We start from the raw sequence: 16,774 nt of genomic DNA, 5'->3' as shown, positions 1-16,774 counted from the left end.
CAATCGCACGGAGGCAGAGCCGCTCTGTATAGCATGCGATTACTCCGTGCCTCGCAATGACATTTTTTGTCGTATCCCCAACACTTCTACCATTATCACCACACCCCATTCGTCACCTCATCATTTCCGACTTTTTGACTAATATCTCCGCATTGCTGCCCTTTCTTTGGCCTGGTAATGCCTCTAATTTTACCCCTGATTATAAACCAGAAAAACTTTATGAATGCCACAGAACCGATGAAAGCCATAAAAGGAGGGGAGTTTCTGATCAGGGAAACTTCCGCGGATAGCGTTTTTATTCCCGAAGAATGGAATGAAGAGCAGTTGATGATCGCTGAAACATGTACCAATTTTCTTGCACAGCAGGTAACGCCAAATTTGCAGCGAATTGACGAACAGGAGGAAGGATTAATGCGTCACCTAATGGATGAGGCAGGCGCATTGGGATTGTTAGGCATATCGGTGCCGGAAGAATACGGCGGTTTTGGTAAGGATTTTAAAACTGCCATGCTGGTTACCGAAAAGCTGGGCGCTGGTCACTCATTTTCTGTGGCATTTTCGGCACATACAGGTATAGGTACCATGCCTATATTATATTACGGCAACGATGCCCAAAAACAAAAATATATCCCTAAGCTGGCAAGCGGTGAGTGGAAGGGCGCTTATTGCCTTACAGAACCATCTGCCGGCTCGGACGCAAATTCGGGTAAAACAAGGGCAAAACTTTCGGCTGATGGCAAGCATTATCTCATCACAGGTCAAAAAATGTGGATCACTAACGCGGGCTTCGCAGATATATTTACTGTTTTTGCCAAGATAGATGATGATGAAAACCTGAGCGCATTTATTGTTGAAAAAGATTTTGAAGGCCTTTCGCTCAATACGGAAGAACATAAAATGGGTATCAAGGGAAGCTCAACGCGCCAGGTATTTTTTAATGATTGCAAGGTGCCGGTTGAAAATCTCCTATCCGATCGTCAGAACGGATTTAAGATTGCAGTTAACATCCTAAATCTCGGTCGTATCAAATTAGGCGGCGGAACTGTAGGGGCAAGTAAAGATGTGATCACCTCATCGGTGCGTTATGCTAACGAACGGGAACAGTTTGGGCGGGCCATCTCCAAATACGGTGCTATAAAATATAAACTGGCCGAGCAGGCCATCCGTACCTACGCTGCGGAATCGGCAGTATACAGGGCCAGTCAGAATATGGAGGAGGCTACAGAGATGTTAATCGCATCCGGCCTCGACGAAACCAAAGCCAAATTGAAGGGGACTGAGCAATACGCTATAGAAGCGGCGATCCTTAAAGTTCATGCCTCAGAAGTTTTGGATTATGTAACCGACGAGGGGGTGCAGATCTACGGTGGTATGGGCTACAGCGCCGAAGCACCGATGGACAGGTCGTACCGGGATTCAAGGATCAACCGCATCTTTGAAGGTACCAATGAAATTAACCGGCTGTTAACCGTTGATATGATGCTTAAACGTGCTATGAAAGGTGAACTCGACCTCATGGGGCCGGCTCAAAAAGTAGCTGGCGAACTGGTGAGTATCCCCGATTTCGGTGCCGCTGAAGAAGATGGCCTGTTCACGAAAGAAAAGAAATACATAGCCAATTTCAAAAAGGCCATATTGCTGGTAGCGGGTGCAGCAGTTCAGAAATTAATGACGCAATTAGGTAAAGAACAGGAAGTATTGATGAACCTGGCCGATATGCTGATTGAGCTTTATGTAAGCGAATCGCTGCAATTGAGGGTAGAGAAACTGGTCGGTTTAAGGGGCGAAGAAGCCTGCAAAGAGCAACTGGATATAATGCGGGTATACATCAATGATGCTGCCGAACATATAGCCAAATCGGGCAAAGAAGCGCTAAACTCATTCGCCGAAGGCGACGAAAGAAGGATGATGCTGATGGGTCTTAAACGCTTCACTAAAACCGAAGATATTAATACTACCCAGGCCCGCAGAAATATTGCTGCAAAACTCATTGCTGAAAACAAATATTGCTTTTAAACTTTTAAAAAACCTTTTGAGACTATCATGTGGGCTAATTTTTTAAATAAAAGAAAATGTCATTTCGATTGAGCAGGGGCTGGGCCGAGTGGTGGAGCGAAAGAGAAACTATCTCTTGAGCGATAGCGAAAAATCTTATACACCTTGTAGAACCGTATGGATGGTTCAGAGCATGATGTATAAGATTTCTCCTCACCTCGCAACGCAACCCCAGCTGGTTCGTTCGAAATGACATTCGATTTTATAGATTTTCATCCCCCTAAATAATATCAACCGAAAAACGAAAAACTGATAATGAGAATATTAGTGTGTATAAGCCAGGTGCCGGACACGAGCACCAAAATTGTATTGAAAAATAATAATACCTCGTTTAATAGTGATGGCGTTACCTGGGTGATCAACCCGTACGATGAATGGTACGCGTTGATCAGGGCCATCGAACTAAAAGAAAGCGGAATTGCAACCGATGTTCACCTGGTAACCGTGGGCAAAGCCGATGTTGAGCCTGTGATCAGGAAAGCATTGGCGTTGGGCGGTGATGAAGCTATCCGCATTGATGCAGACAGTAATGATCCTTATGAAACCGCCCATTATATAGCCGAATATGCTGCCGGGGTTGGCTATGACCTTATCTTATGTGGCAAAGAATCTATCGATTATAATAACGGTACTACAGGTGCCATGCTGGCCGAATTGCTGGGTATCGATTACATCGGTTTTGCAACCGGCATCAAGGTAGAGGCTGATCCAGCTGTGGTAACGCGTGAAATTGAAGGCGGCGAAGAAACAGACGTGTGTAATTTACCGCTGGTTATTTCCTGTCAAAAAGGTGTTGCCGAAACACGGATCCCCAATATGCGCGGCATAATGGCTGCCCGTACCCGTCCGTTAAAAGTTATCACGCCTTCAAAAGTAACGGCAGTAACCGAAATACTTTCCTATGAATTGCCGCCGGCTAAAGCTGGTATTAAACTGATAAGCCCGGACAACCTGGACGAATTGGTAGAGCTGTTGCATACGGAGGCTAAAGTTATTTAATAATCATATTTATTACCGGCGATAGGTTGCCGGAAGATTTAAAAAGCATGGGGATTGTGCGATTCCCCCTAGGGAGGGTGTAGGGAGGGGTTCATCAATACACCTGTTCGCCTGAAATAGCGAACAAACCCCTCCCTGCCAACGCACATTTCGGCCGCACCCCTCCCGGGGGAGGGAATTAAAAAATCTTCCTAACACTTATAGTTTGTGCACCGGAGCAATTTATATGGAATCTGATAGTAGTATTTGATCATCAAATTATTGGCTTTAAGCTTTGCATTCTGCTTTTAGCTTTTATCTAACTAAAAAAACAAAAAATGTCTGTAATTGTATTGGTAGAACATACCGGGGGAATTATAAAAAAACAAAGCTTTGAAGCAGTGCAATATGCCGCGCAGATAGCTGAAAAAATGGGCGCTACAGTAACTGCCATTGCTTTAGGTAGCGTTACCACAGCCGAAATGGAAAACCTTGGCTGGTACGGCGCCCAAAAAGTACTGCACGTTGCCGATAGCCGGTTAGATGAGCTGCATTCAAGGGCATATGCGGGTGCACTGATAGCGGCGGCACAAAAGGAAAACAGTAAAGTAATCATCACTCTTCATGATCTTAAGGGCAGGGCGGTAGCGCCGAGGGTGGCTGTAAAGTTACAGGCAGGACTTGTGGCAGGCGCACTCTCATACCCTGATACGGAAAAAGGATTTGTGATCAAAAAAGCCGTGTTTTCGGGTAAAGCATTTGCGTATGTAAATATTTTAAGTGAGGTAAAGGTAATTATGCTGATGCCTAATACATTCCCGGTGAAAAAGCTGGAGGGCAAGGCCGTTGTTGAGCAACTGGATGTAAGCTTTGACGAAAAAGATTTCGGCGTAAAAGTTAAATCGGTAAACAAAATAACCGGCGAGGTACCGCTTGCTGATGCCGAACTGGTTGTTTCGGGCGGCCGTGGCTTAAAAGGCCCCGAAAACTGGGGCATCCTGGAGGACCTTGCAAAAGAGCTGGGTGCCGCCACAGCCTGCTCGCGCCCGGTGGCCGATTCGCACTGGAGGCCGCATCATGAACATGTGGGCCAAACAGGCGGCACCGTACGCCCTAATTTATATATCGCGGTGGGGATCTCGGGGGCTATACAGCACCTGGCGGGAGTGAACGGTTCAAAAACTATTGTAGTGATCAATAAAGACCCGGAGGCTCCATTTTTTAAAGCAGCCAATTATGGCGTGGTCGGTGACGCATTGGAGATTTTGCCCCGGCTAACAGCAGCTGTTAAAAAGTTCAAAGAACATCATCAATAAAATAATCAGGGCTATGGATTTTTTTTATGAAGGACAGGTGCTGTGGTCGCAAATAGACTCGAACCAACACATGAGGCATTCTGCTTATGCCGATTTTGCAGCACAGGCCCGCATAATTATGCTGGAAAGCCTGGGTTTAAAACTGCCCACACTTTATGAATACAAAATAGGGCCTGTATTATTCAGGGAAGAGTTGATCTACCTGCGCGAGATAGGGATCAACGAGCAGATCAGGGTAACCTGCGAGCTCATCAAATCACGGCCTGATGGTTCGCGCTGGGCAATCAGGCATGAGCTGTACCGGGGCGATGGCGTTAAAGCTGCAATCATAAATGCCGAAGGCTCATGGATTGATATGGAGAAGCGCAAGCTTGCCATATTACCGGCAGAGCTGAGCGAGATGTTTATGAAGGCACCCCGGAGCAGCGATTATGTTGAAGAGGCCAATCCAGCCTGAAATAATTAAATAGTATTGAATATCAGTTTATAAGCTTTGGGCTTTATGCCTTCTGCTTTTAGCTTTTAAATAATTTATCTATGACCGACCTGAAAGACACTTTTGAAAAAGCAGTTAAAGAGAGTAAAGAATTGCCTTCAAAGCCTGATAATGAAACATTATTACGCCTGTACAGTTTATATAAACAGGCAACGGAAGGCGATATCAATACAGAAAACCCTCCGGGGATGTTTGATTTTGTGGCTAAAGCAAAGTATGATGCATGGTTAAAACAAAAGGGTATTACTGCCGATGATGCCATGCAGCAATATATCCGGCTTGTAGCACAATTATCAAATAAAACCAGTTAGCTTTAATTCCGAAATATTGACAAATGTTTCCGCCGTTTAGACCTTTATAAAGCGCCGCAGAAATAGATATTTGTTATTATAAACCGCCCGGTAATTATGCCGGGACTAAATTATTTAACCATTTTATAATTCTATCTGTCTCTTTTTTTAGAAGGCTTCTGATGCCGGATCTTACTATTGGGTAAAATCTGAAAAGCACGTACCTGCCTTAAAAACGAGCTGTTCTTATTTATAAAAATAAACCTCAGGCAATGTCAGTATCAAAAAAACATTTCGTCCGTTTTGCATTAATTCTGCTAACGGTTGTGGCTGTAAGTATCAACGCAAAAGCGCAAACCGATAAAATTGAAGGCTTATGGTACAATGATGTAAAGAGTGCCAAAATCCAGATCACTAAAGAAAGCAACGGTAAGTTTTACGGCAAGGTGGTATGGCTTAAGGAGCCCCTGAAAAATGGGAAGCCTAAAGTTGACGAAATGAATAGCGATGAAAAACTGCGCTCAAGGCCGAGGTTAGGTTTACCTGTATTGGCCGATTTTGTAAAAGATGGCGATAACAAATATTCGGGCGGAACAATTTACGATCCCAATAACGGTAAAACATATTCCTGCAAAATGACCTACAAAGGTGAAACTCTGGATATCCGCGGGTACATCGGTATTTCACTTTTCGGGCGTACAACTACCTGGTCGCGGGCCGAATAAATTAAAGAAATAATAAAATACGCAGATACTAATGGATGCTAAACGAATTATAAAAAAGGTTGCAGTATTGGGGTCGGGAGTAATGGGCAGTCGGATAGCCTGCCATTTTGCAAATGTCGGCGTACAGGTACTATTGCTTGATATTGTACCTAAGGATGCCCCACCGGCAGATAAGAAAGCGCGGAACAAAATTGTGAACGATGCGCTTGACTTTGCTCTAAAATCAAACCCTTCGCCCATCTACCTTAAATCATTCGCAAAACGTATCACAACCGGCAATTTCGAGGATGACATGCCCAAAATTGCTGATTGCGACTGGGTGATAGAAGTAGTGGTTGAGCGGTTGGACATTAAACAACAAGTGTTTGAAACTGTAGAAAAGTACCGGAAACCCGGAACGCTGATTACTTCAAATACATCGGGCATCCCCATACATTTAATGGCCGAAGGCAGGAGCGATGATTTTAAAAAACATTTTTGCGGCAGCCATTTCTTTAACCCGCCGCGGTATTTAAAACTACTGGAGATTATCCCCACAAAAGATACGCTGGCAAGTGTAGTTGGTTTTTTGATGGAGTATGGCGCAAAATACCTTGGGAAAACAACGGTATTGGCCAAAGATACCCCTGCATTTATCGGTAACCGTATCGGAGTTTTCAGCATCATGAGCGTGTTGCACTACGTGCAGCAAACCGGTATGACCGTTGAAGAGGTTGATAAGCTGACCGGGCCGGTAATTGGTCACCCTAAATCGGCCACATTCCGTACCAATGATGTGGTGGGTTTGGATACCATGGTGCACGTTGCCAATGGCCTTTACCAAAACGCGCCTGATGATGAAGCAAGGGACTTATTTAGGATCCCTGCATTTGTGGATGGAATGGTGAAAAATAACTGGCTGGGCAGTAAAACAGGTCAGGGTTTTTATAAAAAAGAAAAGAGTGACGGTGCAAACCAGTTTTATGCGCTTGACCTGAAAACGCTTGAGTACAAACCTTCCCAAAAGGTAAAATTTGCCTCGCTCGAAACTACAAAAGCGGTTGATAACCTGAAAGAAAGGCTCAGGATCCTGGTTGCTGCAAAAGATAAAGCCGGCGATTTTTACCGCAGCATCTTTTACCAGTTATTTGCTTATGCAAGTAACCGCATTCCCGAAATAGCCGACGAGCTTTATAAAATAGATGCAGCCACCAATGCCGGTTTTGGCTGGGAATTGGGCCCTTTTGAAAAATGGGACGCGCTTGGTGTTGAAGATATGGTAAAAGCGATGGACGCTGCGGGGAACAAACCGGCTCAATGGGTTTATGACATGCTTGCGGCAGGAGCAAAAAGCTTCTATAAAGTAGAGGATGGCAAACGCCTGTATTATGATATCCCATCGAAAAGCTATAGGATAATTCCGGGTACGGAAGGGCTTATTTTGCTCAATAATCTCCGCGAAACCAACACCGTTTGGAAAAACAGCGGTACTACCATTACGGATATTGGCGACGGTATCCTGAACCTGGAATTTCACACTAAAATGAACACGATAGGAGGCGAGGTAATAGAGGGTATAAATAAGGCCATCACCCTTGCCGAAACAAGCTACCTTGGACTGGTTATATCAAATGAGGGTGCCAATTTCAGTGCCGGGGCCAACGTGGGCATGATATTCATGATGGCTGTTGAGCAGGAGTTTGATGAGTTGAACATGGTAATAAAGGCTTTCCAGAATACCATGATGCGGATCCGCTATTCATCCATTCCGGTGGTGATAGCACCTCATCAAATGGCTTTGGGCGGTGGCTGCGAAATGTGCCTGCATGCCGATAAGGTGGTAGCCCATGCCGAACTGTATATGGGGCTGGTTGAGTTTGGCGTTGGCTTGATACCGGGCGGAGGGGGAACAAAGGAATTTGCTCTGCGCCTTTCAGACGAACTTCAGGATGGTGATGTAGAACTCAATAATTTCCGGGATCGATTTTTAACTATTGGCCAGGCTAAGGTATCCACGTCGGCATATGAGGCTTTTGAGTTTGGCTACCTCAAAAAGGGTAGGGATGTAGTCGTAGTATCGCGTGACAGATTACTTGCCGAAGCTAAACAACAATGCCTGCAGATGGCAAATGAAGGGTACATACAGCCAATCCCGCGCGCTGATATCAGGGTGCTGGGCAAACAAGCGCTGGGCTTGGGTTACGTGGGTGCCAATACCATGTACAGCGGTAATTACATCAGTGAGCACGATGTGAAAATTTCGCAGAAACTGGCTTATGTACTTTCAGGTGGCGACTTGTCCCAGCCTTCAATGGTGAGTGAAGAATATTTGCTGGGGTTGGAGCGTGAAGCTTTTGTTTCGCTTTGCACCGAAAAGAAAACACTTGAGCGGATCCAGTCTATTTTAACCGGTGGCAAAGTGTTAAGGAACTAAATTTTAATAAGTATAAAATCTCAATAAAATGAACGCATATATAGTGGCAGCCAGCCGCAGCGCTGTTGGAAAAGCTACCCGGGGCGGGTTCAGGTTTACCCGTCCTGATACACTTGCAGCGGATGTCATCAGGCATTTGCTGGCATCGGTGCCCAACGTTGATAAAGAGCAGATAGACGACGTGATTGTAGGCAACGCTACACCCGAAGCCGAACAGGGATTGAATGTAGCCCGGCTCATTTCGTTAATGGCGCTTGATACCGATAAGGTTCCCGGTATGACGGTAAACCGCTATTGTTCATCGGGATTGGAAACAATCGCCATCGCATCGGCAAAAATACACAGTGGCATCGCCGATTGTATTATCGCCGGCGGTGTGGAAAGCATGAGCCTGATCCCGATGGGAGGCTGGCGCATTGTTCCGAATGCCGATATAGCCCTTGCTCACCCTGATTATTACTGGGGAATGGGACTTACTGCAGAAGCTGTTGCCAGGGAATATCATATCAGCCGTGAAGAGCAGGACCAGTTTGCTTATAACTCCCACCAAAAAGCCATCAACGCCATTAAGGAAGGCAAGTTTAAAGATGAAATAGCACCGGTAAGCATTGTGGAGACCTATGTAGATGAGAGTGGCAAGAAAAAGAAGCGGGAATTTAAGGTAGATACTGATGAAGGTCCGCGCAGCGATACCTCAATTGACGCATTGGCTAAACTTAAACCTGTGTTTGATGCAAAGGGTGTGGTAACCGCCGGCAACTCATCACAAACCAGCGATGGAGCAGCCTTTGTGATGGTGGTTAGCGAACGTTTTCTGAAACAGAATAACCTTAAACCTATTGCACGGCTGGTTAATTATGCCGTTGCAGGTGTGCCTCCCCGGATCATGGGGATTGGTCCGCTGGTAGCCATTCCCAAAGTGTTAAAAATGGCCGGGATGAAGCAGCAGGATATTGAGTTGATAGAGTTGAATGAAGCCTTTGCTTCGCAATCGTTGGCAATTATAAAAGGGCTGGAGCTTAACCCCGACATTGTAAACGTTAATGGCGGAGCGATATCCCTTGGTCATCCGCTTGGCTGCACCGGGGCCAAACTTTCCGTTCAGCTTTTTAACGAATTGAAGCGGCGGGAAAAAAAGTATGGCATGGTTACGATGTGCGTGGGCACAGGGCAGGGTGCGGCGGGTGTATTTGAACTGTTATAGGAAATTACCATTATCTAAATAATTGCTGCAAACATGGAAAAAGCGACAAGATTGTTTGATTGCATAGCTACCCAGGCCAAAGCGCCGAGGGCAGACTTTTTGAATGCAAAGGAGAATGGTTCCTGGAGATCATACAGCACCGAAGAAGTGCATACCATGATCAGCCAGCTATCCGTGGCCTTGTTGAACCTGGGAGTTTCGGATGGTGATGGCACTACCGAAGGCCGCGATAAAATAGGGCTGATAAGTAACGGCCGGCCCGAATGGGTAATAACCGACCTGGCAGTGCAGCAAACTGGTGCCATACTGGTTCCGCTATATCCCAACACGGGCACTAAAGAAATTGAGCAGATCTTAAATGAAGCCGAAGTTAAATACGTATTTGTAAGCACTAAGGACTTATGCGATAAGGTTAAAGAGGTGCATTTAAATATACCCTCATTAAAAGCCATTTTTACTTTTGACCACATCGACGGGTGTAATCATTGGTTAACATTGCTTAAACCTTTAAAGGAAGGCGATCTGCAAAAAATACAGCAAATAGCTGGTCAGATCGCCGAAAATGATGTGGCAACAATTATTTATACTTCGGGTACTACCGGCCGGCCTAAAGGGGTAATGCTTACGCATAAAAATATCATGACAAATGCAATGGCATCCGGCGATATTCTTAACCGGATCCCGCTGAAAGAGAAACGTGTTTTGAGTTTTTTGCCCATGAACCACATTTTTGAAAAGATGTGTACATACGTTTATCTCTACTACGGCTTTTCTATTTACTATGCCGAGAGTATGGATACCATAGGGGCAAATATGAAGGAGGTAAAGCCATCCCTTTTTACCGCTGTGCCCCGTTTGCTCGAAAAAGTATTTGAGAAAATTATGGTGCAGGGGCAGAAGTTGACCGGTATCAAAAGGAAGATCTTTTTCTGGTCGGTAAGAGTAGCCGAAGCGTATGAAATTGATAATACCAGTTTGTGGTATAAGATCAAGCTTGCCATAGCCGATAAACTGGTTTACAGCAAATGGCGTGCTGCCATAGGCGGAAATATAACGGCTATAGTAGTAGGTAGTTCGGCCTGTCCCCTTAAGCTGGAAAGAATTTTCACTGCAGCTAATATTGTTATTATGGAAGGTTACGGGCTTACCGAAACGTCGCCGGTAATTGCTGTTAACTGTTATCAGAAAAGCGAGAGGAAATTTGGTACCGTAGGGCGCTTGCTGAGTGGTGTGCAGGTTAAGATTGCGCCCGATGGCGAGATCCTTTGTAAAGGTCCTAACGTTATGCTGGGATATTATAAAAATCCTGAGCTTACAGCAGAGGTACTGGAAGACGGATGGTTCCACACCGGGGATATAGGTGAACTGGACAAAGATTCGTTCCTGAAAATAACTGATCGTAAAAAAGAGATCTTCAAAACTTCGGGTGGTAAATATGTGGCCCCGCTGCCTATCGAAAATAAGATGAAGGAAAATTATTTTATTGAGCAGATGATGGTTGTTGGGTCGGAAAGGAAATTTGTTGCGGCACTCATCGTACCATCTTACACCCATTTAAAACCCTGGTGTAAGGAAAATGACGTCACTTTTTCATCCAACAGTGAATTAGTTAAAGATGCCCGGGTGATTGAGCTTTATCAGTCAATTATCAATGCGTATAATCCCGAATTTAATCACGTTGAACAGGTGAAGAAAATTACTCTGCTTCCCCACGAATGGTCGATAGATAGTGGTGAGCTTACGCCAACCGGGAAAATGAAGCGGAAAGTGATCATCGAAAAATATAAAACCGCAATTGATAAAATGTATCCCTGCGAAGTGAGCGAGGATCCCACGCTTGTAAACTGATTAACCGGATGAACACATTTCAAACAACAATACAGGGCAGGCTGGTTACAATCTCGCTCGACCGGGGCCGGTCAAATGCTATTAATCATGAAATGGTTAAAGAACTGGACGCTTGTATAAAAACGCTTGAAAATGATGATAGTGTAGGTGGCGTTATTTTAACCGGAAAGGAAGGCTTTTTCTCATCCGGGATCGACCTGATTGAAGCTTATGATTATAACGAAGAGCAAAGCCGCCAGTTTTGGATCGACTTTTTAGCCCTGCAAAATACTTTGGCAGCTTTCAGGAAACCACTGGTAGCGGCCATAAGCGGTCATAGCCCTGCCGGTGGCTGCATATTAGCTATTTGCTGCGATTACCGGGTAATGGCAGCAGGGACATTTATCATCGGGCTAAATGAAGTTCCGGTAGGTATTATTGTTCCTGATAGTGTCTTTAATCTGTATGCATTCTGGCTTGGTCAGCGTAAAGCTTATCAATATTTAATGGAGGGAAAACTCCTTAAAGTTGATGAAGCACTGGAAGCCGGACTGATTGATGAAATTAGTTCCCCTGATAAATTAATGAACGCTGCCACAGAAAAAGTAACAGCTTACATGAAACTAAACCCGGTTACCTGGAGCGAGAGTAAACTAAACCTGCGTAAGGAGCTGACAGGCAAATTAAAAGCAGATCAAACTGAGACCCTGAACAAAATGCTGAATCAATGGTGGGCACCTGAAACCAGGCAAGGCTTGCAGATGATGATCCAAAATTTAAAATCGAAAAATACCCCTGTAAATTAACCGATGATGACTGATCCTACAAACCTAAATAGTTCCGTAAGCCCCAAGGCCGCAAGTGCCGGCGGAATGTTAAAAGATGATGCTTTGAAAGGAAAAACCATCATTGTAACCGGCGGCGGAACAGGTTTGGGCAAGGCAATGGGAACTTACTTTTTGCAATTAGGAGCTAACCTGGTAATCACCAGCCGTAAGCTGGATGTACTGCAGCAAACGGCTGCTGAAATGCAATCTACGACCGGTGGTAAGGTGTTACCAATTGCCTGCGACGTTCGGAAATATGATGAAGTTGAAGCGATGCTGCAACAAGCTATTGAGGAATTTGGGCAGGTTGATGCACTGTTGAATAACGCGGCAGGTAATTTTATTTCGCCTACCGAGCGTTTATCGGCAAACGCGTTTTCGGCTATCATTGATATCGTTTTAAAAGGTTCAGCTAATTGTTCACTGGCTTTGGGTAAATATTGGATCAAAGAAAAAATGCCCGGTAATATATTGAATATCATTACCACCTATGCCTTTACAGGTTCGGCTTATGTTGTGCCCTCGGCCTGTGCAAAGGGCGGTGTGCTGGCCATGACCAGGTCTTTAGCGGTTGAATGGGGCAGGCACGGCATACGTGCCAATGCCATTGCACCGGGCCCGTTTCCTACAAAGGGTGCCTGGGAAAGGTTGCTGCCGGGAGATATGGCCCAGAAGTTCGACTTTAAAAACAGGGTGCCTCTTAAAAGGGTAGGAGAACACCAGGAACTGGCTAACTTGGCCGCCTTTTTAGTATCTGATTTTTCAGGGTACATTAATGGCGAAGTAATCACTATTGATGGTGGAGAGTGGCTGCAGGGTGCAGGTCAGTTCAGTGGGCTTGAAATGATACCGGATGAAATGTGGGATAATATTGAGAAAGCTACGCGGTCAGCGTAGGTACTGTGTGTACACTTTTTTTTAATTTTATCGTTAATAAAAAAAATGTCATTTCGACGAACCAAGGGTGGGGGGCGCATCGGAGGTGAGGAGAAATCTTCTACGCCCTGCTTTTACAGGTATAATTGTAGAGTCCGATGTAGAAGATTTCTCTTTCGCTCCACCTCTCAGCTAACCCCTGCTCTATCGAAATGACATTTTTTTATAAGATGTGTACACACAGTAGCTCGGCGTAGGGGGGAGTTAGCATAGCTAAATAAAAAAAGCCCTTAGCATATTGCTAAGAGCTTTCCAAATATGTTTTCCCACAAGGGCTCGAACCTCAATCTTCAGAACCAGAATCTGACGTGATACCATTACACCATAGGAAAATAACAGAACATCCGCATTCTCCAAAAGGGAATACTTTATTCACTGCAAATATACTAAATATGCAAATTGATGTAAAGCCTGTTTTTAAAAAAGCCATAACCAGGGTCAACTGATTACAGCTTTTTTACAGTAAGATTATTTGCGGATTAGTCCTCGTTCACGAACGAACGCAGCATCCAGGTGTTTTTTTCGTTGAATTGCATGAAACGGTTGATCATATCGTTGGTGCCGTCGTCACCGGCATCGGCAGTGATATTCAATATTTCGCGTTCCATTTTTATTAGCGCAGCCAGATCTTCAATAATGGCTTTCACCATCAGGGTATCTTTTAAGCCAATGGTCTGGATCTCTTTGATGCTTGATGTTTCGATATAATCTTTAAACGTGCTGATAGGAGGTTTGCCAAGGCTCAGGATCCTTTCGGCAAGTTCATCAATGGTAACCAATGCTGCGGTATATAATTCTTCAAATTTAAGGTGCAGGGTGAAAAAGCTTGTGCCTTTAACATTCCAATGGCAGCCGCGCAGTTTTTGATAGTGAATATGGTAATTGGCCAGCAGGTCGTTCAAATGGTCAACTACCGGTTTTACTTTAACTTCTTCGAGGCTTATTTCTTTAGCGTTCATAAATAAATGTGATGTTTTTAAGTGTAACATGCCGCCAGCGGCAATGTTTGGTAAAGATAAACAGTTTTGATTTTAATGAGCATATTTGCACTCTTTATGACTTCGCTTTTACCCTTCATCAGCAAAACTTACCAGGGCCCGGTTTGGCGTATGGAAATTGACGAAAGCAGCCAAACGCTGTTTCTCGAGATCAGGGACCATGCCGATAAACAGGTTAGTTTTTCGGCACTGAGCCTGCAAAGCGGTGATGTTTATTTTGAGGGTTTAACTACCCCCGAGCGCTGGCTTACCGGTATTGAAGCAGCGTATAATGGCGTGTTGCTGCTGCACAACTACCAGTCGGCCGCAGGGCCTGTACATAAAGGAATCACTGCTATCGATGCTGTATCAGGTAAAGAGTTGTGGAGTAATTTTACTTTGGCTTTTGATCATCGTTCGGTAAACGGCCCAATAGTATATAATACCCAGCTGCAGCCTAAGAAATTATTTTTAATTGATGTTAAAACAGGCAATACACTAAGGGCATTTGAACCTGTGATTGATCAGCCGCTGAATAATCAGATCGTAAGCCCTGAATTATTGCCAACAACGGCGGTAAATAATTTATATTTACCCCTCAGCGCACATGCAAATGCGGTTCATTATATCAGCTACAATGGTTTCAGAATTGTATCTTTGCACACGCTTTTGCAGGAGCATCTTGAACAGCACTTGTTTGTATTTAACGGGGAGGGTACCCTTTTGTATCACGATTTGTTAAACAACGCTATACAAAAAATGCAACCCGAGGCGTTTGTACTACATAATAATCAGCTCGTCTATTTAAAAAACAGATCGGGCTTAATAGTGTTGAACTTGTAAATTACTGTATTATAATTTATTATGAAATTTAAGATTTTATTATTGGTCACTCCTTTACTCACATTCTCTATATCGCTTTTTGCAAATTCGCTTGTTGATTCAGTAGGTGTTGAAAACCTGAACGGCAAAAAAGTGATCGTTCACAAGCTCGATCCCAAAGATAACTACTACTCCATAGGCCGCCGCTACAATGTTAGCCCCAAAGCCATTATACAGTTTAACAATAACGCGCCTCTTAAAATTGGGGGTATTATAAAAGTACCTACCGAATTACCTTTTTCGGGCGAAGCTGCTGCGCAACCTGCCGTAACTGCACCTGCAAAACAAGTAGTAACAACTCCTGCTCCTGCACAACAAAAGCCGGTTACCCAGGTTCCCGTTCAGCAAAACAAACCACAGGTTCAGCCTCCGGTTAGTTCACCTGCACCGGTAGTACAAGCTGCAGTAAACAAACAGCAGCAAGCCGCTATTGATACTGTTAAAAAAGTGAGTATGCTTAATGTACAACAGTACAAAGTATCGGCAGGGGAGACTTTATATTCTATCGCCAAACGTTTCAATACTTCTGTTGAAGATATCAGGGCGCTTAACAAATTAAGCTCTGATTCATTAGCGCCTAATCAGATAATTAATGTACGCAGCGGCTTACCTCCTGAAGAAGTTAAACAACCTGTAATGCAGCGTGATTCAACTACGGTGGTAGCACAAACTGATACAACCGGTGGCGACCATGGTAAAGCAAACCGTTTTGGCCTGTACGAAAAAGTTGAAAAAGGCGTGGCCACCTGGATGGATGATGCAGGTTTAGACCCTAAAAAGGAACTGGTACTGCACCGTACCGCGCCGATAGGCACCATCATTAAAATTACCAACCCTATGAACAACCATACCACCTTTGCTAAAGTGGTTGGCCGTTTTACCGATAATGAGGTAAATAAAAATGTGCTCATCATCATGACCAAAAATACAGCCGATGCTTTAGGCGCTTTAGATAAACGTTTCCAGGTAAATATCAGCTACGGTAGCCCGAATGAATAAACCTTATATTATTGGAATTGCCGGCGGAAGCGGATCAGGCAAAACCTTTTTTTTGAAGTGCTTTTTAGAACATTTTTCTGCCGACGAGGTAAGCCTTGTATCACAGGATGATTATTACATTCCGGTAGCGCATAACATGACCAAGGAGGAGAACAAAGAATATAACTTTGATCTCCCTGCTACTATCGATCACGAACATTTTCAGCAGGATATCAGTAAGCTTTTAAATAAGGAAGCTATCCTGAAACAGGAATATACCTTTAACAACCCCGATGCTGTCCCTAAAATGATAGAGATCAAACCGGCGCCTATTTTAATAGTGGAGGGTTTGTTTATTCTGCATTTTAAAGATATTTCTGAACTGCTCGATCTGAAAGTTTTTATTGATGCGGACGAAGACGTGGCCCTGCAGCGCCGCCTGAAACGCGACTTGATAGAGCGTGGCTACTCACACGATGATGTGATGTATAAATGGATCAACCACGTGGTGCCGGCGTATAAAGAGTACCTGCTGCCTTACAAAGATGAATGCGACCGCGTGATCACCAACAACACTCATGTTGCCGAAGATATTATGGTGATAACTGAAGAGATCTCGGCCGATTTGAGAAAGAAGCTTTTTTAACAGTTGAAAACTGTCTAATAAAAATCGTCATTGCGAGGTACGAAGCAATCCCCGACTTGCAGAGCCACTCTGTGTAGTTCGCGATTGCTTCGTACCTCGCAATGACTTGGTCGTAAGTTGTTGATTATTAAGTGTGTGTGTGATCTATTTTATAACATGGGCGTTGCCTGCGGCCGGGCTTTCCGTTACAAGTCCTCGCCTTTCCTACCCGCAACCCTTACAAA

At 44.4% G+C, this 16,774-nt stretch carries 15 protein-coding genes; 14 read left to right on the top strand and 1 reads right to left on the bottom strand.

The features are described 5' to 3' along the window. Nucleotides 1–219 precede the first annotated feature (219 nt). From AC1DUD_RS24290 to AC1DUD_RS24240, 11 genes are all read left to right on the top strand, one after another. Complete coding sequence (locus AC1DUD_RS24290) at nt 220–2,016, top strand: acyl-CoA dehydrogenase family protein (RefSeq protein WP_477379257.1); 1,797 nt, start codon at nt 220–222, stop codon at nt 2,014–2,016. A gap of 294 nt (nt 2,017–2,310) precedes the next feature. Then, on the top strand, nt 2,311–3,054 hold the full coding sequence (locus AC1DUD_RS24285; protein WP_477379255.1) for an electron transfer flavoprotein subunit beta/FixA family protein: 744 nt from the start codon (nt 2,311–2,313) through the stop codon (nt 3,052–3,054). Between the two features lie 317 nt (nt 3,055–3,371). After that, on the top strand, nt 3,372–4,349 hold the full coding sequence (locus tag AC1DUD_RS24280; RefSeq protein ID WP_477379253.1) for an electron transfer flavoprotein subunit alpha/FixB family protein: 978 nt from the start codon (nt 3,372–3,374) through the stop codon (nt 4,347–4,349). A 13-nt stretch (nt 4,350–4,362) separates the two neighbouring features. Next, complete coding sequence (locus AC1DUD_RS24275; protein ID WP_477379251.1) at nt 4,363–4,806, top strand: acyl-CoA thioesterase; 444 nt, start codon at nt 4,363–4,365, stop codon at nt 4,804–4,806. Nucleotides 4,807–4,886: 80 nt separating this feature from the next. Then, on the top strand, nt 4,887–5,156 hold the full coding sequence (locus tag AC1DUD_RS24270) for an acyl-CoA-binding protein (protein WP_477379249.1): 270 nt from the start codon (nt 4,887–4,889) through the stop codon (nt 5,154–5,156). 251 nt (nt 5,157–5,407) lie between these two features. Then, nucleotides 5,408–5,860, top strand: coding sequence for a DUF2147 domain-containing protein (locus AC1DUD_RS24265; RefSeq protein ID WP_477379247.1), 453 nt, complete (start codon nt 5,408–5,410; stop codon nt 5,858–5,860). A 31-nt stretch (nt 5,861–5,891) separates the two neighbouring features. Continuing rightward, nucleotides 5,892–8,273, top strand: coding sequence for a 3-hydroxyacyl-CoA dehydrogenase/enoyl-CoA hydratase family protein (locus tag AC1DUD_RS24260; protein WP_477379245.1), 2,382 nt, complete (start codon nt 5,892–5,894; stop codon nt 8,271–8,273). 28 nt (nt 8,274–8,301) lie between these two features. Then, nucleotides 8,302–9,477 carry an acetyl-CoA C-acyltransferase gene (locus AC1DUD_RS24255; protein WP_477379243.1) on the top strand — a complete coding sequence of 392 codons (1,176 nt, stop codon included), beginning with the start codon at nt 8,302–8,304 and terminating at the stop codon, nt 9,475–9,477. A gap of 33 nt (nt 9,478–9,510) precedes the next feature. Next, entirely contained in the window at nt 9,511–11,325 is a 1,815-nt protein-coding gene (locus AC1DUD_RS24250) for an AMP-dependent synthetase/ligase (protein ID WP_477379241.1), read from the top strand. Between the two features lie 8 nt (nt 11,326–11,333). Continuing rightward, nucleotides 11,334–12,110 (top strand): enoyl-CoA hydratase/isomerase family protein, encoded by a 777-nt coding sequence (locus tag AC1DUD_RS24245; protein ID WP_477379239.1) that lies wholly within the window; start codon nt 11,334–11,336, stop codon nt 12,108–12,110. A 6-nt stretch (nt 12,111–12,116) separates the two neighbouring features. Next, a complete protein-coding gene (locus AC1DUD_RS24240) occupies nt 12,117–13,028 on the top strand; it encodes an SDR family oxidoreductase (protein ID WP_477379237.1) in 912 nt (303 codons plus the stop codon). A 518-nt stretch (nt 13,029–13,546) separates the two neighbouring features. Here AC1DUD_RS24240 and AC1DUD_RS24235 read toward each other — a convergent pair. After that, nucleotides 13,547–14,026 carry a Dps family protein gene (locus AC1DUD_RS24235; protein ID WP_110584522.1) on the bottom strand — a complete coding sequence of 160 codons (480 nt, stop codon included), beginning with the start codon at nt 14,024–14,026 and terminating at the stop codon, nt 13,547–13,549. 96 nt (nt 14,027–14,122) lie between these two features. Between AC1DUD_RS24235 and AC1DUD_RS24230 the strand changes: the two genes are divergently transcribed. The 3 genes from AC1DUD_RS24230 to AC1DUD_RS24220 are packed head-to-tail and all read left to right on the top strand — an operon-like array spanning nt 14,123 to nt 16,550. Beyond that, nucleotides 14,123–14,887 carry a DUF4905 domain-containing protein gene (locus AC1DUD_RS24230; RefSeq protein ID WP_477379235.1) on the top strand — a complete coding sequence of 255 codons (765 nt, stop codon included), beginning with the start codon at nt 14,123–14,125 and terminating at the stop codon, nt 14,885–14,887. A 21-nt stretch (nt 14,888–14,908) separates the two neighbouring features. Beyond that, the gene (locus tag AC1DUD_RS24225) at nt 14,909–15,925 is read left to right on the top strand and encodes a DPBB and LysM peptidoglycan-binding domain-containing protein (protein ID WP_477379233.1); all 1,017 of its coding nucleotides are present in this window, start codon (nt 14,909–14,911) and stop codon (nt 15,923–15,925) included. Next, nucleotides 15,918–16,550 (top strand): uridine kinase family protein, encoded by a 633-nt coding sequence (locus AC1DUD_RS24220; RefSeq protein WP_477379231.1) that lies wholly within the window; start codon nt 15,918–15,920, stop codon nt 16,548–16,550. The genes AC1DUD_RS24225 and AC1DUD_RS24220 overlap by 8 nt, the downstream gene beginning before the upstream one ends. The last annotated feature ends 224 nt before the right edge of the window (nt 16,551–16,774 follow it).

The organism is Mucilaginibacter sp. P4_A11 (assembly GCF_056402535.1).
The sequence above is the reverse complement of the archived record's forward strand: the minus strand, read 5'-3'. Positions and strand labels throughout refer to the sequence as shown.

Excerpts from the sequence above, each read along its gene's own strand:
- AC1DUD_RS24220 (WP_477379231.1), top strand. The coding sequence starts at position 15,918 with ATGAATAAACCTTATATTATTGGAATTGCCGGCGGAAGCGGATCAGGC.
- AC1DUD_RS24260 (WP_477379245.1), top strand. The coding sequence starts at position 5,892 with ATGGATGCTAAACGAATTATAAAAAAGGTTGCAGTATTGGGGTCGGGA.
- AC1DUD_RS24235 (WP_110584522.1), bottom strand. The coding sequence starts at position 14,026 with ATGAACGCTAAAGAAATAAGCCTCGAAGAAGTTAAAGTAAAACCGGTA.
- AC1DUD_RS24280 (WP_477379253.1), top strand. The coding sequence starts at position 3,372 with ATGTCTGTAATTGTATTGGTAGAACATACCGGGGGAATTATAAAAAAA.
- AC1DUD_RS24230 (WP_477379235.1), top strand. The coding sequence starts at position 14,123 with ATGACTTCGCTTTTACCCTTCATCAGCAAAACTTACCAGGGCCCGGTT.
- AC1DUD_RS24255 (WP_477379243.1), top strand. The coding sequence starts at position 8,302 with ATGAACGCATATATAGTGGCAGCCAGCCGCAGCGCTGTTGGAAAAGCT.
- AC1DUD_RS24265 (WP_477379247.1), top strand. The coding sequence starts at position 5,408 with ATGTCAGTATCAAAAAAACATTTCGTCCGTTTTGCATTAATTCTGCTA.
- AC1DUD_RS24225 (WP_477379233.1), top strand. The coding sequence starts at position 14,909 with ATGAAATTTAAGATTTTATTATTGGTCACTCCTTTACTCACATTCTCT.
- AC1DUD_RS24275 (WP_477379251.1), top strand. The coding sequence starts at position 4,363 with ATGGATTTTTTTTATGAAGGACAGGTGCTGTGGTCGCAAATAGACTCG.
- AC1DUD_RS24270 (WP_477379249.1), top strand. The coding sequence starts at position 4,887 with ATGACCGACCTGAAAGACACTTTTGAAAAAGCAGTTAAAGAGAGTAAA.
- AC1DUD_RS24240 (WP_477379237.1), top strand. The coding sequence starts at position 12,117 with ATGACTGATCCTACAAACCTAAATAGTTCCGTAAGCCCCAAGGCCGCA.
- AC1DUD_RS24285 (WP_477379255.1), top strand. The coding sequence starts at position 2,311 with ATGAGAATATTAGTGTGTATAAGCCAGGTGCCGGACACGAGCACCAAA.
- AC1DUD_RS24245 (WP_477379239.1), top strand. The coding sequence starts at position 11,334 with ATGAACACATTTCAAACAACAATACAGGGCAGGCTGGTTACAATCTCG.
- AC1DUD_RS24290 (WP_477379257.1), top strand. The coding sequence starts at position 220 with ATGAATGCCACAGAACCGATGAAAGCCATAAAAGGAGGGGAGTTTCTG.
- AC1DUD_RS24250 (WP_477379241.1), top strand. The coding sequence starts at position 9,511 with ATGGAAAAAGCGACAAGATTGTTTGATTGCATAGCTACCCAGGCCAAA.